20 protein-coding genes and 1 pseudogene are annotated in these 19,760 nt (G+C 65.1%); 10 read left to right on the forward strand and 11 right to left on the reverse strand.

Annotated elements, in window-relative coordinates; translation table 11 throughout:
- Window positions 1–13 precede the first annotated feature (13 nt).
- From ACCQ05_RS03765 to fabA, 4 genes are all read right to left on the reverse strand, one after another.
- A complete protein-coding gene (locus ACCQ05_RS03765) occupies window positions 14–847 on the reverse strand; it encodes an ankyrin repeat domain-containing protein (RefSeq protein ID WP_372392974.1) in 834 nt (277 codons plus the stop codon).
- Window positions 848–1,086: 239 nt separating this feature from the next.
- The gene (locus ACCQ05_RS03770) at window positions 1,087–1,947 is read right to left on the reverse strand and encodes an ankyrin repeat domain-containing protein (RefSeq protein WP_372392975.1); all 861 of its coding nucleotides are present in this window, start codon (window positions 1,945–1,947) and stop codon (window positions 1,087–1,089) included.
- A gap of 470 nt (window positions 1,948–2,417) precedes the next feature.
- A complete protein-coding gene (fabB, locus tag ACCQ05_RS03775; protein ID WP_372392976.1) occupies window positions 2,418–3,626 on the reverse strand; it encodes a beta-ketoacyl-ACP synthase I in 1,209 nt (402 codons plus the stop codon).
- Entirely contained in the window at window positions 3,626–4,141 is a 516-nt protein-coding gene (gene fabA / locus ACCQ05_RS03780; protein ID WP_104540796.1) for a 3-hydroxyacyl-[acyl-carrier-protein] dehydratase FabA, read from the reverse strand. Before fabA ends, fabB begins: the two co-directional genes overlap by 1 nt.
- Before the next feature lie 343 nt (window positions 4,142–4,484).
- Between fabA and dinB the strand changes: the two genes are divergently transcribed.
- Window positions 4,485–5,561, forward strand: a complete 1,077-nt coding sequence (gene dinB, locus ACCQ05_RS03785) for a DNA polymerase IV (RefSeq protein WP_104540797.1) — start codon at window positions 4,485–4,487, stop codon at window positions 5,559–5,561.
- A 129-nt stretch (window positions 5,562–5,690) separates the two neighbouring features.
- On the forward strand, window positions 5,691–6,350 hold the full coding sequence (gph, locus tag ACCQ05_RS03790; RefSeq protein WP_104540798.1) for a phosphoglycolate phosphatase: 660 nt from the start codon (window positions 5,691–5,693) through the stop codon (window positions 6,348–6,350).
- A 111-nt stretch (window positions 6,351–6,461) separates the two neighbouring features.
- On the opposite strand, the pseudogene ACCQ05_RS03795 reads toward gph, so the two are convergent.
- The 3 genes and pseudogenes from ACCQ05_RS03795 to msrC form a co-directional block, all read right to left on the reverse strand.
- Window positions 6,462–6,578: pseudogene (locus tag ACCQ05_RS03795) on the reverse strand (IS481 family transposase); the annotation flags it as partial.
- 22 nt (window positions 6,579–6,600) lie between these two features.
- Window positions 6,601–6,993 carry a TfoX/Sxy family protein gene (locus ACCQ05_RS03800; protein ID WP_104540799.1) on the reverse strand — a complete coding sequence of 131 codons (393 nt, stop codon included), beginning with the start codon at window positions 6,991–6,993 and terminating at the stop codon, window positions 6,601–6,603.
- Entirely contained in the window at window positions 6,990–7,472 is a 483-nt protein-coding gene (msrC, locus tag ACCQ05_RS03805; protein WP_104540800.1) for a free L-methionine (R)-S-oxide reductase MsrC, read from the reverse strand. The genes ACCQ05_RS03800 and msrC overlap by 4 nt, the downstream gene beginning before the upstream one ends.
- Before the next feature lie 262 nt (window positions 7,473–7,734).
- Here msrC and bioD point away from each other — a divergent pair, with 262 nt between their 5' ends.
- A complete protein-coding gene (bioD, locus tag ACCQ05_RS03810) occupies window positions 7,735–8,409 on the forward strand; it encodes a dethiobiotin synthase (RefSeq protein WP_372392977.1) in 675 nt (224 codons plus the stop codon).
- A gap of 444 nt (window positions 8,410–8,853) precedes the next feature.
- Here bioD and ACCQ05_RS03815 read toward each other — a convergent pair whose 3' ends face one another.
- The 3 genes from ACCQ05_RS03815 to ACCQ05_RS03825 form a co-directional block, all read right to left on the reverse strand.
- On the reverse strand, window positions 8,854–9,189 hold the full coding sequence (locus ACCQ05_RS03815; RefSeq protein WP_372392978.1) for a phasin family protein: 336 nt from the start codon (window positions 9,187–9,189) through the stop codon (window positions 8,854–8,856).
- A gap of 191 nt (window positions 9,190–9,380) precedes the next feature.
- Window positions 9,381–9,734: a 6-carboxytetrahydropterin synthase QueD gene (gene queD, locus ACCQ05_RS03820; protein ID WP_245103354.1), complete on the reverse strand. Its 354-nt coding sequence runs from the start codon at window positions 9,732–9,734 to the stop codon at window positions 9,381–9,383.
- A 131-nt stretch (window positions 9,735–9,865) separates the two neighbouring features.
- Window positions 9,866–11,254 (reverse strand): DEAD/DEAH box helicase, encoded by a 1,389-nt coding sequence (locus ACCQ05_RS03825; protein WP_104540804.1) that lies wholly within the window; start codon window positions 11,252–11,254, stop codon window positions 9,866–9,868.
- Window positions 11,255–11,630: 376 nt separating this feature from the next.
- On the opposite strand from ACCQ05_RS03825, the gene ACCQ05_RS03830 reads away from it, so the two are divergent.
- Window positions 11,631–12,620 (forward strand): fumarylacetoacetate hydrolase family protein, encoded by a 990-nt coding sequence (locus tag ACCQ05_RS03830; RefSeq protein WP_324250799.1) that lies wholly within the window; start codon window positions 11,631–11,633, stop codon window positions 12,618–12,620.
- Window positions 12,621–12,663: 43 nt separating this feature from the next.
- Complete coding sequence (gene maiA, locus ACCQ05_RS03835) at window positions 12,664–13,326, forward strand: maleylacetoacetate isomerase (protein ID WP_372392979.1); 663 nt, start codon at window positions 12,664–12,666, stop codon at window positions 13,324–13,326.
- Between the two features lie 338 nt (window positions 13,327–13,664).
- Here the strand turns inward: maiA and ACCQ05_RS03840 are convergent, their stop codons facing one another.
- Window positions 13,665–14,798, reverse strand: a complete 1,134-nt coding sequence (locus ACCQ05_RS03840) for a PilT/PilU family type 4a pilus ATPase (RefSeq protein WP_372392980.1) — start codon at window positions 14,796–14,798, stop codon at window positions 13,665–13,667.
- Window positions 14,799–14,896: 98 nt separating this feature from the next.
- On the opposite strand from ACCQ05_RS03840, the gene ACCQ05_RS03845 reads away from it, so the two are divergent.
- The 5 genes from ACCQ05_RS03845 (at window position 14,897) to ACCQ05_RS03865 (ending at window position 19,617) form a co-directional block, all read left to right on the forward strand.
- Window positions 14,897–15,280 (forward strand): DUF4398 domain-containing protein, encoded by a 384-nt coding sequence (locus ACCQ05_RS03845; RefSeq protein ID WP_372392981.1) that lies wholly within the window; start codon window positions 14,897–14,899, stop codon window positions 15,278–15,280.
- Window positions 15,277–16,167, forward strand: a complete 891-nt coding sequence (locus tag ACCQ05_RS03850) for a coiled-coil domain-containing protein (protein ID WP_372392982.1) — start codon at window positions 15,277–15,279, stop codon at window positions 16,165–16,167. The genes ACCQ05_RS03845 and ACCQ05_RS03850 overlap by 4 nt, the downstream gene beginning before the upstream one ends.
- A 342-nt stretch (window positions 16,168–16,509) precedes the next feature.
- Window positions 16,510–16,728 carry an HP1242/YdcH family protein gene (locus ACCQ05_RS03855; protein ID WP_019237985.1) on the forward strand — a complete coding sequence of 73 codons (219 nt, stop codon included), beginning with the start codon at window positions 16,510–16,512 and terminating at the stop codon, window positions 16,726–16,728.
- Window positions 16,729–16,969: 241 nt separating this feature from the next.
- Window positions 16,970–18,340: a pyridoxal-phosphate dependent enzyme gene (locus ACCQ05_RS03860; RefSeq protein WP_104540811.1), complete on the forward strand. Its 1,371-nt coding sequence runs from the start codon at window positions 16,970–16,972 to the stop codon at window positions 18,338–18,340.
- Window positions 18,341–18,429: 89 nt separating this feature from the next.
- Complete coding sequence (locus ACCQ05_RS03865) at window positions 18,430–19,617, forward strand: cystathionine gamma-synthase (RefSeq protein WP_372392983.1); 1,188 nt, start codon at window positions 18,430–18,432, stop codon at window positions 19,615–19,617.
- Window positions 19,618–19,760 lie beyond the last annotated feature (143 nt).

The raw sequence follows: 19,760 nt of genomic DNA on the forward strand, positions 1-19,760 counted from the left end.
CTTCAGTGATCGATCAAAGTAACGGAATGTCTTTTTCTTCGGATGGGAAGCCGAAAGCTTTGCGCATGCTGCGGTAGTTCTCTGGCAACGGCGGTCGTCGAATGCCACGCTGCAGCAAAAATTGCTGGCACTTGCGTTGCCAGGTTGGGTCAGTTGGATTGCCGGGGTGCCAGAAGATCGCTGAAATTACACGTTCGTCGCTGAAACTAGCTCCGTGGTTGATGAGCCAATATGACTGTTCAAAGCCACCTCTGGCTGCATAGTCAAGCAGAATGGAACTCCCCTGGCTTTCCGCATTCACATCTGCTCCACGTTCCACCAAGAGCTTCACGTTCTCCCACTTATTTTGGGTAAGGAATGCCTGCAAAAGAAGGGTTTCGCCGTTAGAGTTACGGGCGTTAGGGTCGCCGCCATGATCGAGCAGTAATTTCAGATAGACCGGATCTTCCTGTTTGGCGGCCCAGACCATCGCATTGTCTTCGTAGCGGCCTTTGAATCGCGTCGTATCCTGCTGCGGGTGTAGCTTACGTGCATTCGGGTCTGCCCCATTCTCCAGCATCGCCCGTAACCCCTCGGGGTTCTGCGTGAGGATCGGCCACATCAGCAGCGGGTAGCCATCCTTGGAAAAGATCACATCAGGATCGACGTGCTCCTCTTTCATCAACCGTCGCACTTCCTTGACGTTGCCATGTTCTGCGGCCAGTGCCAGCGCCTGTGCCTTGGGATCGGGGAAATACGAGCGCAGTGGATACGCCGATTGCTGCGCAGGCGCAGGCAACGACACGCCGCCGCAGCCGGCACAGACCAATAACAACGACAGTACGACGATTCGTAGCAATCTGGACACAGCGCATCCTCATGAAGCGGTAGAAGCGACCAGCGCTCTGTGCCGGCCATGTATGGCCTTAGCCTAGACCTTGCACGCGGCGTGGGCAAAGCGTCTCGCGGTCGTCATAAGGCGTTTGCAGCTTGCCGGCTTGCTGCCGGGTCTGGGATTACTGCTGGTCCGCAGTTGCTCGAGTAAGGCGCGTTGGTGCTGGTGATCTGCGAGAGTCGGCATCTGAAAACTCCTTCTTCAGTGGTCGATCAGAGTAATGGAATATCTTTTTCTTCTGACGGGAGGCCGAAGGCTTTGCGCATGCTTCGGAAACTTTCAGGTAAAGGGGGGCGTTGGTAGCCGCGCTGCAACAACCATTGCTGGCACTTGCGCTGCCAGGTTGGATCATTTGGATTGCCAGGGTGCCAAAAAATACTTTCTACAATGGAAAGGTTTTTTGGGAGCGGAGGCGGGCTTCCTTCCCCCGGATCTGCGCCGTGTTCAAGTAGCCAGTAGGCCTGCTCAAAACCACCACGAGCAGCATAATTGAACAGGATAGGAACACCTTGACTCGTGGCATTCAAATCAGCCCCGCGTTCCACCAGCAGCTTCACGTTCTCCCATTTGTTTTGCGAAAGGAATGCTTGCAAAAGCAGCGTTTCATTGTTTGCATTTCTCGTGTTCGGATCGCCGCCATGGTCCAGAAGCAACTTCAGGTAGATCGGATCATTTTGCTTGGCAGCCCACACCATGGCATTGGCATGATTCGTTGGAGTGCTGCTACTCCCGGGCTCGGGTGGATACGGCTTTGCAACGTTGGGGTCTGCCCCATTCTCCAGCATCGCCCGCAACCCCTCGGGGTTCTGCGTGAGGATCGGCCACATCAGCAACGGGTAGCCATCCTTGGAAAAGATCACATCAGGATCGACGTGCTCCTCTTTCATCAACCGTCGCACTTCCTTGACGTTGCCATGTTCGGCGGCCAGCGCCAGCGCCTGTGCCTTGGGATCGGGGAAGTACGAGCGCAGCGGATACGCCGACTGCTGCGCAGGCGCAGGCAACGACACGCCGCCGCAGCTGGCACAGACCAATAACAACGACAGCACGACGATTCTTAGCAGGGTAGACACAGCACATCCTTATGAACGGCAAGAGCGACTGGCGCGTCCTCGCTGGACGAGCGTTGGTTAGATAAGCTAACACAGCGCGGCCGAGAGGCAGCTGTGTTAGAGGATCTAATCCTGGGCTTTGCGGGTCGCCCATGCAAAGGCGGCGCCTAGACCGCCTGCTCATCCTGCAAGGTGGGATGGCAAATATCCGCCTCAAGGTTTATGAGAGTGGAGATTCCGCGCAACGACGGCTACGCGAGCTTTGCGACGATCTTATCGGCCTTGTCAGCGTGGCCGCTGGCAACGGCTGCCTCTTGCCAGACGCCAGCGTCGGCTCACGCGGGCGACTGGTCGGGGCAACAGGATCCATATCAAGGATCGACAGTAAAAGGTCTCGACCACCGACCAGCGCGGCCGTCGAAGTGCTTACTCGACTGATGGGCAGATATCGAACAGGCAACCATATGCCTGCCCGACATCCACGTCTGCCATCACACCCGCCCGAACACCAATGTGCCGTTGGTGCCGCCGAAGCCGAAGCTGTTGGACATCACTGTGTTCAAGCTCGCCTGCTGCGTCTGCCGCAGGATGGGGAAGCCTTCGGCGCGCGGGTCGAGTTCGTCGATATGCGCCGAGCCGGCCATGAAGCCGTCGCGCAGCATCAGCAGGCAGAAGATCGCCTCGTGCACGCTGGCCGATCCCAGCGAATGGCCCGACAGCGCCTTGGTCGAGGACAGCGGTGGCACGGTGTCGCCGAACACCTCGCGCACTGCGCCCAGTTCGGTGACATCGCCCAGTGGCGTGGAGGTGCCGTGGGTGTTGAGGTAATCGATCGGGCGATCCAGCCCCTGCAAGGCCATGCGCATGCAGCGCACCGCGCCTTCGCCACTGGGCGCGACCATGTCCGCGCCATCGGAGGTCACGCCGTAACCGAGCAACTCGGCATGGATGCGCGCGCCGCGCGCGATGGCGTGGTCATAGTCCTCCAGCACCAGCATGCCGCCGCCGCTGCCGATCACGAATCCGTCGCGCTGCGCGTCATACGGGCGCGAGGCCACCGTGGGGCGATCGTTGAAGCCGGTGGACAGCGCACCCATCGCATCGAACATCACGCTCATGGTCCAGTGCAGTTCTTCGCCGGCACCGGCGAACATCACGTCCTGCGCGCCGTGGCGGATCAGGTCGGCGGCCGCGCCGATGCAATGCGCCGAGGTCGCGCACGCGGCCGACAACGAGTAGCTCAGGCCACGGATCTTGAATGCAGTGGCCAGCGAGGCAGACACCGCAGAGCACATCGTGCGCGGCACCATATACGGGCCGACCTTGCGCACGCCGCGCGCGCGCAGCAGATCTGCCGTTTCCACCTGCCATTGGCTGGACCCGCCGCCGGAACCTGCGATCACGCCGGTGCGCAGGTCGCTGACCTGTTCAGCGCTCAGGCCGGCATCGGCGATCGCATCGCGCATGGCCAGATACGCATACGCAGAGGCGTCGCCCATGAAGCGTTTGAGCTTGCGGTCGATCAATGCCTCCAGATCCAGCGCCACCGCGCCGCCAACCTGGCTGCGCAGACCCGCCTCGGCATGATCGGGCAGGGCGGTGATGCCGGAGCGGCTCTCGCGCAGTGCGGTGGAAACGGTGTCCAGGTCATTGCCCAGGCACGAATTGATGCCCATTCCGGTGACGACAACGCGGCGCATCAGAAGCTCTCCGTCGAAGTGAACATGCCTACGCGCAGATCCTTGGCGGTGTAGATCTCGCGCCCATCCACCAGCATGCGTGCATCGGTCTGCGCCATCACCAGCTTGCGGTTGATCACGCGGCTGACATCGATCTCGTAGCTCACCAGTTTGGCGCTGGGCAGCACCTGGCCGGTGAACTTGACCTCTCCGCAGCCCAGGGCGCGGCCACGGCCGGGCGCACCGATCCAGGTCAGGAAGAAGCCGGTCAGCTGCCACATCGCATCCAGCCCCAGGCAGCCGGGCATCACCGGGTCGCCGATGAAGTGGCAGCCGAAGAACCACAGGTCCGGGCGTACGTCGAGTTCTGCGCGGATCACGCCCTTGCCATGCGCGCCGCCGGTGTCGCTGATCTCGGTGATGCGGTCGAACATCAGCATCGGGTCGTTCGGCAACCGGCCGCTGTCGGGTCCAAACAATTCCCCACGCGCGCTGGCCAACAATTGGTCGCGCGAGTACGCACTTTGACGAGTCATGACGAACGTTTCCTGCAAGAAGCGAAAGGCAAGGGCGGCAAGGGTGCATGAGGCCATACGGTTCAATCAAACGTTTTATCCGTACGCATGCGTGCTGTTTTCAGGCGATTGCGCCGCGCCGCACGCGGCTGCGGCGGTGCGTGGCCGCAGCCGCGCACCGCCGCAAAGGACTGACCGGAAAGTCGCGATCGGCCAGCGTCGCAAGGGACTCGCGCGGCCCAAACCTGCCCGATCGTTGGCGGTAGCGCTCGTTTTGCAAGCGCAGCCGCAGCCTGCGCATGCGCAAGGCGTGAGACGCAGCTGATCTATCATGGGCCACTACCTGTGGAGAGACGCCAGCTTGATGCGCAAGATCGTGCACGTGGACATGGATGCGTTCTACGCGTCCGTGGAGCAGCGTGACGATCCGGGCCTGCGTGGCAAGCCGGTGGTGGTGGCCTGGCGCGGGGCGCGTTCGGTGGTGTGCGCAGCGTCCTACGAAGCGCGCATCTTCGGCATCCGCTCGGCCATGCCGGCCCTGCGCGCCGAGCGTCTCTGCCCGGATGCGGTGTTCGTGCCGCCGGATTTCGCGCGCTACAAGGCGGTGTCGCGACAGGTGCGCGAGATCTTCCATCGGCATACCGATCTGGTCGAACCACTGTCATTGGACGAGGCGTATCTGGACGTCACCGAAGCCAAGACCGGCATGCAGCTGGCCACCGAGATCGCGCAGCTGATCCGCAGCCAGATCCGCGAGGAAACCCAGCTCACCGCGTCGGCTGGCATCGCGCCCAACAAGTTCCTGGCCAAGATCGCGTCGGACTGGCGCAAGCCCGATGGCCAGTTCGTCATCGCGCCCAGCCGGGTGGATGCCTTCCTGCTGCCGCTCAAGGTCAACCGCATTCCCGGCGTGGGCAAGGTGATGGATGCCAAGCTGGCGGCACTGGGCATCGTGACCGTCGCCGATCTGCGCCTGCGTCCGCTGGAGGAATTGCAGGCGCATTTCGGCAGCTTCGGGCACAGCCTGTATCGCCGCGCGCGCGGCATCGACGAACGTCCGGTAGAGCCGGACCAGGAAGTGCAGTCGGTGTCTTCGGAAGACACCTTCAGCGAAGACCTGGCGTTGGAGGCGCTGGATCCGCACATCCTGCGCCTGGCCGAGAAAACCTGGCTGGCGACGCGTCGCACCGAACGCATCGGCCGCACGGTGGTGTTGAAGTTGAAGACTTCGAACTTTCGCATCCTCACGCGCTCGCACACACCGGAGCAACCACCTGCTTCACTCGATGCGTTGGCGCAGATCGCCTTGGCGCTGACGCGGCGCGTGGAACTGCCGGCCGAGACGCGTTTCCGCCTGGTCGGCGTGGGATTGAGCGGTTTCAGCGATGTCCAGGAAGGCGCGGTACAGGGCCAGTTGTTTGGCGAGGTGCCGCAGGCATAGGCCGATGGAACGTGTGGACGTTGCATCAGGCTCATGCTTTTTGTTCGACCAGCACAGCCCCCCTGCGCTGACGTGCTCTAAATCCCGCACTGCGTACACTGGCACGCTCCCCCGTACGAGGCCTTCTGCATGTTTGCGTACCCGCTGGTGATTTTCGATCTGGACGGCACCCTGGTGGACAGCGCGCCCAACATCGCCGAGGCGCTCAACGCCACCTTGCAGGAACTGGGATTGCAACAGTTCAGTGAATCCACCATTCGCAGCTGGATCGGCGAGGGCGTGCAGGTGCTGCTCGCCACCGCACTGCGCGAAGCCGGCGGCACCCACGATGCCGAGACGGAAATGCCGGTGATGATGCGGCACTACGCCGCCAGCCTGCTGCACGATCCGCAGCTGTATCCCGGTGTTGCCGAGGCATTGCATGGCCTGCGCGATGCCGGTGCAACATTGGCGCTGTGCACCAACAAGCCCTCGCGCTTCATCGCGCCCCTGCTGGAGCACCTGGACATCGCCACGCTGTTCGGTGCCGTGCTCGGCGGCGATTCCTTGCCGCAGCGCAAGCCCGATCCGGCACCCTTGCTGCATCTGGCCAGGCAGTTCCAGCTCACCCCGCAGCACTGCCTGATGGTCGGCGATTCTGGCACCGACGCGGCAGCGGCAAACGCCGCCGGCATGCCGCTGGCGATGGTGCGTTACGGCTACCTGCGCGGCTTCGATCCGCAGACGTCCGGTGCGGTTGTCCTGATCGACGATATGCGCGAACTGCTTGCATTGCGCAGTGCGGGCTGACGTCTCTACGCAATCCCGTGCCGCAGGAGGCGGGCGCTCTTGGGCAAGTACTGACTGCTCTAACGCGCTGTCGCCGTGCCGTGCCGGCATCAGTACCTGTGCATCGAATCCTTAGCTGTGTAAACCCACCACGTTGTTCAGCGGGATGTAGATCCGGGAGATGGGAGGTCGGTGTCCGATGCTGGCATGGGGCCGATGCCAGTTGTAGTGATGGAGCCAGTGCCCCAGAGAGGCGCCACATGCCGGCAACTCACTCCTCGTGCGTTGCGTCCATGCGCGCATCGTCATCGGGCGTGTCGTCGGCATCGGCGTGCGACGCGCCGTTGTCGGCGCGCGTGTAGTGCACGGTTTCCACCGGCCCACCGACGGCGCGTCCGCGCACCGGCAACAGCGCGCTGGCCGCTTCGTATTCGGCCAGCAAGGCATGCCGGCGCGCTTCCGGCACCTCTTGCCAATGACAATCCGCCAAGGCGCCCTCCAGCGAATACAGCAGGTTGAGGCTGGGCTTGAAGCCGGCGCGGCGCACCTTGACGAAGGCAGCCACCGCACCGACCGCCTGCAGATCCTGCTGCGTGCGCAAACCGACCTGGCGCAGCCAGGCGGCGCTTTTGGGGCCGATATTGCGAAGTCGCTCGGTGGTCACCTCAATGCGCCGACGAAGACCTGCGCAATCGCTTCCAGGCCGCGCTGGTCGTCCGCATCGAAGCGGTCCAGCTCCGGGCTGTCCAGGTCCAGCACGCCGATCAGCGCATCGCCCTTGACCAGCGGAATCACCAGCTCCGAACGCGAGGCCGAATCGCAGGCGATATGCCCGGGGAATGCATCGACGTCGGCAATGCGCTGGGTCTGCCGGGTGCTGGCGGCCGCGCCGCACACGCCCTTGTCCAGCGGGATGCGCACGCATGCCGGCAAACCCTGGAACGGCCCCACCACCAGCTCGCGTCCGTCGTAGAAATAGAAGCCGGCCCAGTTCAGCGACGGCAGCGCGTGGAAGATCAGCGCTGCCAGGTTGGCGGCATTGGCGATCCGGTCCGGCTCGCCGTGCACCAGGGCCTGGGCCTGGGCAGTGAGCTGGGCATATTGTTCCGGCTTGCTGCCGGTCAGCGATGAGGTGGCGAACATGCGCGAAGTTTAGCAGCGGCGGTCTGCCGCGGCATTGCGACAGGTACGGCGGCTCTGCGCGGCAGCGGCGGACACTGTTTTCCAGCAACATCGCCACCCGAACATGCATGTCGCAGGCCGAATCCCCAATCCCCAATCCCCAATCCCCAATCCCCAATTTCCAATTTCCAATTTCCAATTTCCAATTTCCAATTTCCAACCAGCCGCCCGCGCTATCCTGCGCGCCCTCACGGCAACGCGGCGCGGCCGCAGGACCAGGCACATGCAGTACCCGGCGTTCTACGTCACCGGCACCGATACCGGCATCGGCAAGACCATGGGCAGCACCGCCCTGCTGCATGCCCTGCGCACACGCGGCCACACCGCAGTGGGAATGAAGCCGGTCGCCAGCGGCTGCGAGAACACGCCGCAGGGCTGGCGCAACGAAGACGCGCTGGCATTGCAGGCCGCCAGCGATCCGCAGCCGGACTACGCCACGCTCAATCCCTATGCCTTGCCCGCGCCACTGGCGCCGGAACTGGCCGCCGCCGAGGTGGGCGTGACCTTGTCGCTGGAGCCGATCGTTCGCGCATTCGCGCAGTTGCGCGCGCAGGCGCAGGCGGTGGTGGTCGAAGGCGTAGGCGGCTGGGCAGCGCCGCTGAGCGCCGAGCTGGATCAGGCCGATCTGGTGCGCGCGCTGCAGCTGCCGGTGGTGCTGGTGGTGGGGGTGCGGCTGGGATGCATCAATCATGCGCGCCTGACCGCGGCAGCCATCGCGGCCGATGGGCTGGCGTGCGTGGGCTGGATCGCCAACGAGGTAGATCCGCAGATGGAGCGGGTCGAAGAGAACATCGCCATGCTGGGCCAGCGGCTGGCGATGCCGTGCTGGGGGCGAATCCCCTGGCGGCCGGGCGCCGCTGCCGCCAGCCAGGCGCACGGGCTGCAGCTGCCGGGCTAGGGCAGCTCACAAGACTGCCGCGCAGCCACCAGACGGGCGCGGCCGGGCACGTCCCCCTCTCACACTGCGGCTGCTCTGCGCCGTCCACAGTCGCCAGGTTGTGTCGACCGCGCCGGGTCAGGGCCGGGATGGCGTGCAGCCCGCTGCTCCCAGGGGGCGGTTCTCTCCGGGTCGTCTGCGGTCGGCATGCTGGCATCGCGGCCAACGTCACGTCGCCGCTGCACTACGCATGCAGCGAGCGTGTGCGCCGCCGCTTCTGTGCGCCAGGCTGGGGTCATCGTCTCGGCGGCCCACGTGGGCAGGAGGTGCATCGCCGTGGCGTTGGCCACGCCGAGAAACGCTTGGCAACGCAGCAATAAAAAAGCCCGACAGAGGGAGGGATCTGTCGGGCCGGATTGCACGGGGGGAGGGACCCATGCAAAGACGCTGAATTTTTGGTGGCCGTTACTTGCGCCGGGTCTTGCCTGTTGCGCCGGCCGTCTCGCTGCCGGTGTCGAATTGCTGCTTGGCAAACTGCCCAAGCTCGCTGGACATCTTCAATCCCATCCCGACCACTTCCTGGTTGACCGATGCCAGCCGTTCCAGGTTGTCGCGGGCCAGCTGCAGGCCCTTGGGCCAGAGCGTCTGGTAGGCACCCAGGTCGCGGGCCTTCGCGCACTCACCGAAGAAGCTGGTGGTCGCGTTGACGTTCTGTTCCAGCGTGTCCAACGCCAACTGGTTGGCACGTGCTGCGGCAGAGGCGAACTGGCTGGTGAAGCTGTTTTCGAACTGCGCCGACATTGCGAACCCCTTGGGGAAGGCCGTGACCGTTTGTTGCGTTGCAGCATACGCCGATGTTGCTGCGATGCAACACGTTTCCTGAAGTTTTTCCAAACGCCTGTCGGAATCCTTCTGATTCAATGAGTTGGAGAGAGTCCAGAAACGCCGAAGCCGCCTGGAAGGCGGCTTCAGGTCTTACCAGTGCGCAGGGATCAACCGCGGTAGCGGCAGCCGGAGGTGCAGGTCTCGTGCACCACGATCTCGCTCAGCTGCGGCAGGGCCGGCTTGAGCTGGTTCCAGATCCAGATCGCCAGCTGCTCGCTGGTCGGGTTCTCCAGCCCCTCGATGTCGTTGAGGTAGTGATGGTCCAGGCGGTCGTAGATCGGCTGGAAGGCGGCCTTGATATCGCCGAAGTCCATGATCCAGCCGGTCTCGGCGCCCGGTTCGCCGCTGACATGCAGCTCGACCCGGAACGAATGTCCATGCAATCGGGCGCATTTGTGGCCGGGCGGCACGTTGGGAAGCCGGTGCGCGGCTTCCAGGGTGAAGACCTTGAAGATGTCCATGATGATTCGGCAAGCAGTGGGAAGGAAGGGCGCGTGCCGGCGCGAGGCCGATCACGCAAAGGCGCGGGCGGGCCGTGGCGGACAGCACAAGGGCCGCGTCGCGGCCCCTGTGCTCAACCAAGGCTCGCCGCTCAGGCGCCGCGATTGGCCGGGCGACCGTTGCCGCCACGTCCACCATCGCGCCGGCCGGCGCCCGCACCGGCATTGGCCTGACGCGGCCCGTTGCTGCGCTGGCCACCCGGCTTCTTCGGGCCGGCATGTGCGTGTGCCTGGCGCGGTGCATCGCCGTGCGGACGCCGTGCGTGGCTCTTGCGCGGCGCGCGATCGCCACCCGGCTGCTCGGCACGACCCGGGGCGCTGTTGCCCCAGCGGATCGGGGTCTGCGGCTCGTAGCCCGGCACGTCGCGGATTTCCACGTCGCGGCCCAGCATGCGCACGATCTGGCGCAGCAGCTTGGCTTCGTCCTGCGCCACCAGCGAGATCGCCTCGCCGGTGGAACCGTTACGGCCGGTGCGGCCGATGCGGTGCACGTAGTCCTCGGCCACCATCGGCAGGTCGTAGTTGATGACCTTGGGCAGCTGGTCGATATCGATACCGCGCGCGGCGATGTCGGTGGCCACCAGCACGGTCACGCGGCCGGCCTTGAAGTCGCTCAGGGCGCGCATGCGCTGGCCCTGGCTCTTGTTGCCGTGGATCGCGGCGGTCTTGATGCCGGACTTCTCCAGGAACAGCGCCAGCTTGTCGCTGCCGTGCTTGGTGCGCGCAAACACCAGGGTCTGCTCGCGGCTGTCCTGCGCCAGCAGGTGCAGCAGCAGGTCGCGCTTGCGCGCGCCATCGACCGGGTGCACGCGGTGGGTGATGCTCTCGGCCACGGTGTTGCTCGGGGTGACCTGGATCTGCATCGGGTTGCGCATGAACTCCAGCGCCAGCTGCTTGATGTTCTCTTCGAAGGTCGCCGAGAACAGCAGGGTCTGGCGGTTCTGGCGCGGCAGCTTGGTCAGGATGCGCTTGATCGACGGCAGAAAGCCCATGTCGAGCATGCGGTCGGCTTCGTCCAGGACCAGCACCTCGATACCGGACAGGTCCACGCTGCGGCGCTCGATATGGTCGATCAGCCGGCCCGGGCAGGCGATCAGCAGGTCCACGCCACGGCGCAGCGCATCGAGCTGGTTGCCCATGCCCACGCCGCCGTAGATCACTGCGCTGGGGATGCGCAGGTACTTGCTGTAGCCGCGCAGGCTGTCGTGGACCTGGGTAGCCAGTTCCCGGGTGGGGGTCAGGATCAGCGCGCGCGGCTTGCGCGGGCCATTGACCGGCTGCGGCGAGGTGCCCAGGTGCTGCAGCAGCGGCAGGCCGAACGCGGCGGTCTTGCCGGTGCCGGTCTGTGCGCCGGCCAGCAGGTCGTGGCCTTCCAGCACCAGCGGGATCGCCTGCTGCTGGATCGGAGTGGGGGTTTCATAGCCCTGCTCGGCCAACGCGCGCAGCAGGAAGGGCGCCAGGCCCAGGGATTCGAAAGACATCAGGAAGCTCCAAGTAAAGCGCCGCCACCAGGCTGGGCCCGGAGCGCAAACGCATTGCAGATGCAAAAGGTGAGGCTCGGAGCGTTCCCGTGAACCGCGCTGCGAGATGGTGGATCAACCCAATCAAGACGCGATGGGTTTGTCGGCACCACGAAAGGCGTCGGGTGGGGCGGGCGAGCGGATCGATCGATCCTGGCCTCGCCGGCGGTCCCAAAGGGAAACGGACGGCCGCATGCAGACCGGGTAAGTGTACGCGCGATTGGCGCGCTGCACAAAAAATCTTGACCGCGGTTGGGGTGCGGGTCAGTTGTTGCAGGTGTAACTGATGGCGCGGCAGGTCGTACAATCGGCCGATCCGTCACTGCGCAGGAAGGTCATGAAGCTAGGTTCCCTGAAGGAAGGCGGCCGCGACGGCAGCCTGATCGTGGTCTCCCGCGACTTGGGCAAGGCCGTCCGTGCCACCGGCATCGCGCCTACCCTGCAGCGCGCGCTGGAGGACTGGAGCAATAGCGCGCCGCGTCTGAACGCGCTGGCCGACGCGCTGGAAGATGGCAGTGCCGATGGCGTATTCGATCTCGACATGCAGGCGCTGGCCGCACCGCTGCCGCGCGCCTACGAATTCGTCGACGGCAGCGCCTACCTGCCGCATGTGGAGCGCGTGCGCCGCGCCCGCAATGCCGAGGTGCCGGAAAGCTTCTACACCGACCCACTGATGTACCAGGCCACCAGTGCCGGGTTCTACGGCCCGCGCGATGCCATCAAGGTCATCAGCGAAGACCACGGCATCGACCTGGAGGCCGAACTGGTCGTCATCACCGACGACGTGCCGATGGGCGCCTCGGCCGAGCAGGCGGCCGCGCACATCCAGCTGATCGGCCTGGTCAACGATGTTTCGTTGCGCAATCTGATCCCTGCCGAGCTCGCCAAGGGCTTCGGCTTCGTGCAGTCCAAGCCGCGCTCGGCGTTGTCGCCGGTGTTCGTCACCCCCGACGAGCTGGGCGATGCCTGGCGCGGCAACAAGGTGCACCTGCCGCTGGTGACGCACGTCAACGGCGCCTGGTTCGGTGCGCCGGAAGCCGGCAACGACATGCAGTTCGACTTCGCCCAGCTGGTGGCGCATGCGGCCAAGACCCGGCCGCTGTCGGCCGGCACCATCGTGGGCTCGGGCACCATCGCCAACCAGGACACCACGCTGGGCGCTTCGTGTTTCGCCGAGCAGCGCGTGGTGGAGACCTTGCGCGACGGCGCGCCGAGCACGCCGTTCATGTCCTTCGGTGACGAGGTGCGCATCGAGATGTTCGCCGCCGACGGCAGCAGCATCTTCGGCGCGATCGAACAGCGCGTCGAACGGCAGCCGCTGCCGTGATGAGAGGCACCGCCCTCCCGGGCTGCACTGGCGGCGGTGCCGCATGAGCGCCGGCCTGGAGCTGTTTTCGTACTGGCGCTCCAGCGCGGCCTACCGCGTGCGCATCGGCCTGCAGCTGAAGGCGCTGGATCATGTCATCCATCCGGTGCATCTGGTGCGCGATGGCGGCGAGCAGCATGCGCCGGCCTACGCGCAGCTCAATCCGCAGGAGCTGGTGCCCACGTTGCGCCATGGCAGCGTGGTGATCGCGCAATCGCTGGCGATTCTGGAGTATCTGGAAGAGGCGTTCGCAGACACTGCTGCCCTGCTGCCATCTGCGCCCGCCGAGCGGGCTCGCGTGCGCGCGCTGGCCCAGCTCATCGCCTGCGATGTGCATCCGCTCAACAACCTGCGTGTCACCCAGCTGCTGGAGCGCGAGTTCGCGCTGGACGCTGCGCAACGCCTGCAGTGGACCCGGCACTGGATGCAGCGCGGGTTTGCTGCATTGGAGACTCAGCTGGCGCGCGACGCGCATACCGGGCGTTTCTGCCATGGCGATACACCGGGCCTGGCCGATTGCGTGTTGATTCCGCAGCTCTACAACGCGCACCGGTTCGACGTCGACCTGGCGCCGTATCCCACCTTGCGACGCATCGAGCAGGCTTGTCTGGCACTGCCGGCCTTCGATGCTGCCCGGCCCGAAATGCAGGTGGATGCGGTGGTGTGAGGACGGTGCTGTGGCCCTCATCCGCCCTTCGGGCACCTTCTCCCGTAGCACGGGAGAAGGGTAAGCCAGGCATCTGACCCTATCCGGGTCGTTGCGGTGCTGGCCGATGCCGCGATGCAACGCCGGACGGTTCGAAGGCACCATCCCCAATCCACTGCCCGCACACCGCCGTCCCTTCTCCCGCAAGCGGGAGAAGGTGGCGCGCAGCGCCGGATGAGGGGGCTTGCCGCAATGACGTCGCGATGAAAGTCTTTCCGCAGAGGCCCGCGCCGCCAAAGTGCTCAGGAGTCAGCAGCCCTGAGCACCACAAGATGGCCGCTCGTCGCCATCCAGACCGCTCAGATAAACCCGTGGCTGATCTTCGGTGCCGATGCCGCCTCATAGTCGGCATAGGGGTCGTGCTCCCCGGAACCGCCTTCGGACAGGCGGAACTTCAGCGCCAGCCCGTCGCGCGAATCGGCAGCACGCAGCGCTTCCTCCTGCTCGATCTCGCCGCTCTTGACCATGCGGAACAGGCACTGGTCGAAGGTCTGCATGCCCTCTTCCAGCGACTCTTCCATCGCCGCCTTGACCTCGTGCACCTGGCCGCGGCGCAGCAGGTCGCGGATCATCGGCGTGTTGAGCAGTACTTCGGTCGCCGGCCGACGGCGCCCGTCCATTCCCTTGACCAGGCGCTGGGAGATCACCGCGCGTAGGTTGAGCGCCAGGTTCATCAGTACGTTCTTGTGCGCGCTTTCCGGGAAGAAGTTGAGGATGCGCTCGATGGTCTGGTCGGCGTTGTTGGAGTGCAGCGTCGCCAGGCACAGATGGCCGGTCTCGGCGAAGGCGATGGCGGCCTCCATGGTCTCGGCATCCAGGATCTCGCCGATCAGGATCACGTCCGGCGCCTCGCGCATCGCGTTCTTCAGCGCGCTCTGGAAGGCATGCGTGTCCAGGCCCACCTCGCGCTGGTTCACGATCGACATCTTGTGCTTGTGCAGGTATTCGATCGGGTCCTCGATGGTGAGGATGTGCCCGGTGGTGGTGCTGTTGCGGTGGTCGATCATCGAGGCCAGCGAGGTCGACTTGCCCGAGCCGGTCGAGCCCACCACCAGCACCAGCCCGCGTGGGGTCATGATGACGTCCTTGAGCACCTGCGGCAGGTTCAGCTCCTCGATGCTTGGGATCCGGCTACGAATGGCACGGATCACCATGCCCACCTCGCCGCGCTGTTTGAACACGTTCACGCGGAAGCGGCCGGCGTCGGGCAGGGCGATGGCCATGTTGAGCTCGAGCTCGCGCTCGAACTGCGGCACCTGGCCTTCGTCCATCAATGAATAAGCGATTTTCTTGACCATTCCCGGCGGCAACCCCGTATTGCCGAGCGGGTAGAGCTTGCCTTCGATCTTGATGTACACCGGCGCGCCGGTGGTCAAGAACATGTCCGAGGCATTCTTTTCGGTCATCAGCTTCAGGAAGTAGCCGATATCCATGCGCAATGGTTCCCCAACAAACAGCAGCGTCTCGTTGCAAGTCCGCCGCAGGCTTCCGACAATGGCCGTGCTCGAGACTTCTCGCTACGGCTCCCCTAATGACGGCTAGCTTCGCATACTTGCGGCGATCCCTGTATGGCATCGCCTGTTTCATGGTTCTTTCCTCTCCGGCCGCTGCCCAGGTGGCACCGGAGCTCACCGCCGCCGAACAGGCCGTGCAACGCGCCACCCAGGCCGATGCCGACCAGTACGCCCCGGACCTGGTCAACCTGGCCCGCCAGGAGCTGATGCAGGCCCAGCAGGCGCAACTGGACAAGCGCCAGCGCAAGCAGGTGCCGCAGCTGGCCCTGCGCGCCGCCGCCGATGCCGATCTGGCCAAGGCCCGCAGCGAGGAGGCCGTGGTCAGCGCCCAGCTGGAGCAACGCCGCAAGGAAGTGGCGCAGCTGCAGGCCACCCTCAACACCGGGGAGGGTGCCCGATGAACCTGCGCCCCTTGCTGTATCTGGGTGTGTTGAGCCTGGCGACGCTGCCGCCGCTGGCCTTCGCGGCCAAGGACGACCCGCAGGCCGATGCGCTGAACCGGCGCCTGGCCGTGCTGCAGAGCGATCCGCAGACCAGCGACCTGGCCCGCTACGAGCGCCTGCAGGCGCAGCAGACCGTGGCCGCGCTGGCCGAGGCCAAGCGCCGCGACCGCGACGAATTGCTGTTCCTGGCCGACCGCCGGGTCGAGATCGCCGAACTCACTGCGCGCACCGCGCTGGCCCGGCGCGAGCTGGACCGGCTGGAAGGCACCCGCAACGACCTGCTGATCGAAGCCAGCCGCCGCGACGCCTCGCGTGCGCGGCAGGAGGCCGAGCGCCTGCGCGTGCAGGCGCAGATCCAGGCCGAGGCCGCCGAGCAGGCCCGCCTGGCGGCGGAACAGGAAGCGCTGGCGCGCCAGGACGCCGAACTGGCCTTGAGCAGCGTGGCCGGCAAGCAGACCGCCAAGCTCAACGCCGCGCAACAGAAAGCCGTGCAGCTGGCGCACGAGGAGGCCGAACTGGTGGCCGGGGCCAAGCTGCCGCCCGCCAAGTTCGACGCCCGGGGCGAGGTCTTCTCGCTGGGCAGTGCTGCCTTCGGTGGCAAGGCGGCGTTGTCCGGCGATGCGGCCGGGCAGGCCAAGGCGCTGGCCGAGTACCTGAACATCGGCAAGAAGGGCCGGGTCAGCATCGTCGGCTTCGACAGCGATGCGGCCACCGCCAAGAAGCGTGCCGAAGCGCTGCGCGACGCCCTGGTGGCAGGCGGCGTGGCGGCCTCGCGGCTGCAGGTCACCGGCACCAAGGGCGCTGCCAGCAAGACACGGGCGGCTGAGGTCGTTGTCGCGCCCTGATGGCAAGTGGTTGGAAGTTAAGGTCTTTTAACCCGGGCATGACGCCCGGTTGAACCGCGGTCACTGATTGATGCGGGGAACGCCCAAAGCGGTCGTTTCGGCCTTGAACCCCCTCCGCGACCGGCGTAGGGTCGTACCTCCGGGCAGCAACTCCGCCGCCCGGGAAGTACGGAGGGCCGGGCCAGTGACGCAGAGGCACGCAACGACGCAAATGGGTGGAAGGGTTGGTGGTGGTTTCGCCCATGTGTTGGCCTGTGCAACGCGTTGGTCTTCCATCCCCAAGCTGCGCCCCGTGCCGTTGCTGGCCGGGGCGTTCTTGTTTTAAGTGAAGGAGGTAACGCCATGTTCGAAGGGCAACCGCAGACCGAAATCGACGCATTGATGAAGTCCGATCCCGAGTTCAAGCAGCTCTACCAACGCCACAAGCTATTGAACAAGAAATGCATGGATGCCGAACTCGGGGTGCTCCCGATCGACGACGTGACCTTGGGCCAGATGAAGCGCGAGAAGTTGCAGGCCAAAGAAAAGCTCACCCGGATGTACGACCAGCTGACGCACTGATCCTTCCCCATCGTTAGAACAAGTTCACCGTCGCGGGCGGTGGCGGCCTCCTCGTCGGCTTGCCACCGTCCGCGTCTTTCGTTGTAGCGGCGGCTACCTGGCGGGCGCGCGGCTCCAGTCAGGGCGGTTGAGCACGCTTGTTCATCGGCGCACCACACCGCTTCACGCCTGAATGAGCATTCTCCGGCCGTTCGTCGGATAATGCCCGGTCTAGCCCGCGTGGCGCAGCGACGATATCCCGATGGCGATCCATTCCTCCGTACTCGAACTGATTGGCAACACGCCGATCGTCAAGGCCCAGCGCCTGGACACCGGCGTCTGCGAGCTGTTCCTCAAGCTGGAGGCGAACAATCCCGGCGGATCGATCAAGGACCGCATCGGCCTGTCGATGATCGAAGCGGCCGAGCAGCGCGGCGACCTGAAGCCCGGTGCCACCCTGGTGGAGGGCACCGCCGGCAATACCGGCCTGGGCCTGGCCCTGGTGGCGCAGCAGAAGGGCTACCAGCTGATCCTGGTGGTGCCGGACAAGATGAGTCGCGAGAAGATCTTCAATCTCAAGGCCATGGGCGCCAACGTGGTGCTGACCCGCTCGGACGTGGCCAAGGGCCACCCGGAGTACTACCAGGACCTGGCCGCCAGGATCGCTGCGGAAACGCCCGGGGCCTACTTCATCAACCAGTTCGGCAACCCGGACAACCCGGCCGCGCACGAATTCGGCACCGGTCCGGAGATCCTGGCCCAGATGGACGGCCAGCTGGACGCCATCGTGTTCGGCTGCGGCAGCTCCGGCACCATGACCGGCCTGTCGCGCGCCTTCGCCAGCGCTTCGCCGCACACCGAACTGGTGCTGGCCGACCCGGTCGGCTCGATCCTCACTCAGTACATCGAGGAGGGCACGGTCAGCGAAAAGTCCGGCAGCTGGCTGGTCGAAGGCATCGGCGAGGATTTCCTGCCGGATATCTCCGACTTCACCCGCGTCAAGAAGGCGTATTCGATCAGCGACGCGGAGAGCTTCCACACCGCGCGCGAGCTGCTGGCCAAGGAGGGCATCCTCGGCGGCTCGTCCACCGGTACCTTGCTGGCCGCGGCGCTGAAGTACTGCCGCGAGCAGACCACGCCCAAGCGCGTGCTGGTGTTCGTCTGCGATACCGGCAACAAGTACCTGTCCAAGATGTACAACGACTACTGGATGCTAGACAACGGCTTCCTGGAGCGCCCGCAGCACGGCGACCTGCGCGACCTGATCCTGCGCCCGTACAACAAGCGCGACACCGTCGTGGTCGGCCCCAAGGACCTGCTGACCACCGCCTACCAGCGCATGAAGCTGTACGACGTCTCGCAGCTGCCGGTCATCGATGACGGCGAGCTGGTCGGCATCGTCGACGAGAGCGACGTGCTGCTGCATGTGTATGGCGACGAGGCGCGCTTTCGCGACCCGATCTCCACCGCCATGGTCAGCAAGCTCGATCGCCTGGATGTGGCCTCGCCGATCGAAGCGCTGCTGCCGGTATTCGACCGTGGCCAGGTCGCTATCGTCATGGACGGCAAGCAGTTCCTGGGCCTGATCACCCGTATCGACCTGCTCAATTACCTGCGCCGCCGCGTGCAGTGACCCCGTGACGCCGCGCGTTTCGATGAGACGTGCGGCACGGGCCATTCAGACCCGCTTGTTACAATCGCCCACTTTTTCCGGGAACCTCCATGTCCAACCGCACCACTCATAGCCAAGACGGCGAGCGCGCGCTGTCGCTTGCAACGCTGGCGATCCATGGAGGGCAGTCGCCGGATCCTAGCACCGGCGCGGTGATGCCGCCGATCTACGCCACGTCCACGTATGCGCAATCCAGCCCCGGCGAACACCAGGGCTTTGAGTATTCGCGCACGCACAACCCGACGCGTTTCGCCTACGAACGCTGCGTGGCCGCGCTGGAAGGCGGCACGCGCGCGTTCGCGTTCGCCTCCGGCATGGCCGCCACCTCCACCGTGATGGAACTGCTGGATGCCGGCAGCCACGTGGTGGCGATGGACGACCTGTACGGCGGCACCTTCCGCCTGTTCGAACGCGTGCGCCGCCGCACCGCCGGCCTGGATTTCAGCTTCGTCGACCTGACCGACCCGGCCGCCTTCGAAGCGGCGATCCGCCCCGACACCAAGATGGTGTGGATCGAAACCCCGACCAACCCGATGCTCAAGCTGGTCGATATCGCCGCCATTGCGACGATCGCACGCAAGCATGAACTGCTGATCGTGGTCGACAACACCTTTGCCTCGCCGATGCTGCAGCGCCCGCTGAGCCTAGGCGCAGACATCGTCGTGCATTCGGCCACCAAGTACCTCAACGGCCACTCGGACATGGTGGGCGGCATCGCTGTGGTTGGCGACAACGCCGAACTTGCCGAGCAGATGGCCTTCCTGCAGAACTCCATCGGTGGCGTGCAGGGCCCGTTCGACAGTTTCCTCGCGTTACGTGGATTGAAGACCTTGCCGCTGCGCATGCGCGCCCATTGCGAGAACGCCCTGGCGCTGGCGCAGTGGCTGGAAACCCACCCCGCGATCGAAAAGGTGATCTACCCCGGCCTGGCCTCGCACCCGCAACACGCACTGGCCCAGCGGCAGATGTCCGGCTTCGGCGGCATCGTCTCGATCGTCCTCAAGGGCGGCTTCGAGGCAGCGAAGCGCTTTTGCGAGAAGACCGAACTGTTCACCCTGGCCGAATCGCTCGGCGGCGTGGAGAGCCTGGTCAACCATCCCGCCGTCATGACCCACGCCTCCATCCCGGTGGCCCGCCGCGACCAGCTGGGCATCAGCGATGCGCTGGTGCGGTTGAGTGTGGGAGTGGAGGATGTGGGGGATTTGCGCGGAGATCTGGAGCGGGCGCTTGCACGCTAAACAATGCATCGACGTGTCGAAAACCTGTCGCCTATCGCGCGAATCGGCAGTGGTTAAATGAAGGCGTACATGTCGCGACTTTTGCCGAGCCCTGGGTTTCTACGCGCGGTCTTGGCTGGAGCAATCCGCTACGTCCTTGTGCG

This window comes from Xanthomonas sp. NCPPB 3582 (assembly GCF_041475735.2).
Classification (GTDB): domain Bacteria; phylum Pseudomonadota; class Gammaproteobacteria; order Xanthomonadales; family Xanthomonadaceae; genus Xanthomonas; species Xanthomonas codiaei.

Bases quoted from the DNA above. Each gene is read 5' to 3' on its own strand.
- fabB (WP_372392976.1), bottom strand. From the start codon at position 3,626: ATGCGCCGCGTTGTCGTCACCGGAATGGGCATCAATTCGTGCCTGGGC.
- gph (WP_104540798.1), top strand. From the start codon at position 5,691: ATGTTTGCGTACCCGCTGGTGATTTTCGATCTGGACGGCACCCTGGTG.
- ACCQ05_RS03845 (WP_372392981.1), top strand. From the start codon at position 14,897: ATGACGGCTAGCTTCGCATACTTGCGGCGATCCCTGTATGGCATCGCC.
- ACCQ05_RS03850 (WP_372392982.1), top strand. From the start codon at position 15,277: ATGAACCTGCGCCCCTTGCTGTATCTGGGTGTGTTGAGCCTGGCGACG.
- ACCQ05_RS03825 (WP_104540804.1), bottom strand. From the start codon at position 11,254: ATGTCTTTCGAATCCCTGGGCCTGGCGCCCTTCCTGCTGCGCGCGTTG.
- ACCQ05_RS03860 (WP_104540811.1), top strand. From the start codon at position 16,970: ATGGCGATCCATTCCTCCGTACTCGAACTGATTGGCAACACGCCGATC.
- queD (WP_245103354.1), bottom strand. From the start codon at position 9,734: ATGGACATCTTCAAGGTCTTCACCCTGGAAGCCGCGCACCGGCTTCCC.
- fabA (WP_104540796.1), bottom strand. From the start codon at position 4,141: ATGACTCGTCAAAGTGCGTACTCGCGCGACCAATTGTTGGCCAGCGCG.
- ACCQ05_RS03840 (WP_372392980.1), bottom strand. From the start codon at position 14,798: ATGGATATCGGCTACTTCCTGAAGCTGATGACCGAAAAGAATGCCTCG.
- ACCQ05_RS03855 (WP_019237985.1), top strand. From the start codon at position 16,510: ATGTTCGAAGGGCAACCGCAGACCGAAATCGACGCATTGATGAAGTCC.
- maiA (WP_372392979.1), top strand. From the start codon at position 12,664: ATGAGCGCCGGCCTGGAGCTGTTTTCGTACTGGCGCTCCAGCGCGGCC.
- bioD (WP_372392977.1), top strand. From the start codon at position 7,735: ATGCAGTACCCGGCGTTCTACGTCACCGGCACCGATACCGGCATCGGC.
- msrC (WP_104540800.1), bottom strand. From the start codon at position 7,472: ATGTTCGCCACCTCATCGCTGACCGGCAGCAAGCCGGAACAATATGCC.
- ACCQ05_RS03830 (WP_324250799.1), top strand. From the start codon at position 11,631: ATGAAGCTAGGTTCCCTGAAGGAAGGCGGCCGCGACGGCAGCCTGATC.
- ACCQ05_RS03865 (WP_372392983.1), top strand. From the start codon at position 18,430: ATGTCCAACCGCACCACTCATAGCCAAGACGGCGAGCGCGCGCTGTCG.
- ACCQ05_RS03815 (WP_372392978.1), bottom strand. From the start codon at position 9,189: ATGTCGGCGCAGTTCGAAAACAGCTTCACCAGCCAGTTCGCCTCTGCC.
- dinB (WP_104540797.1), top strand. From the start codon at position 4,485: ATGCGCAAGATCGTGCACGTGGACATGGATGCGTTCTACGCGTCCGTG.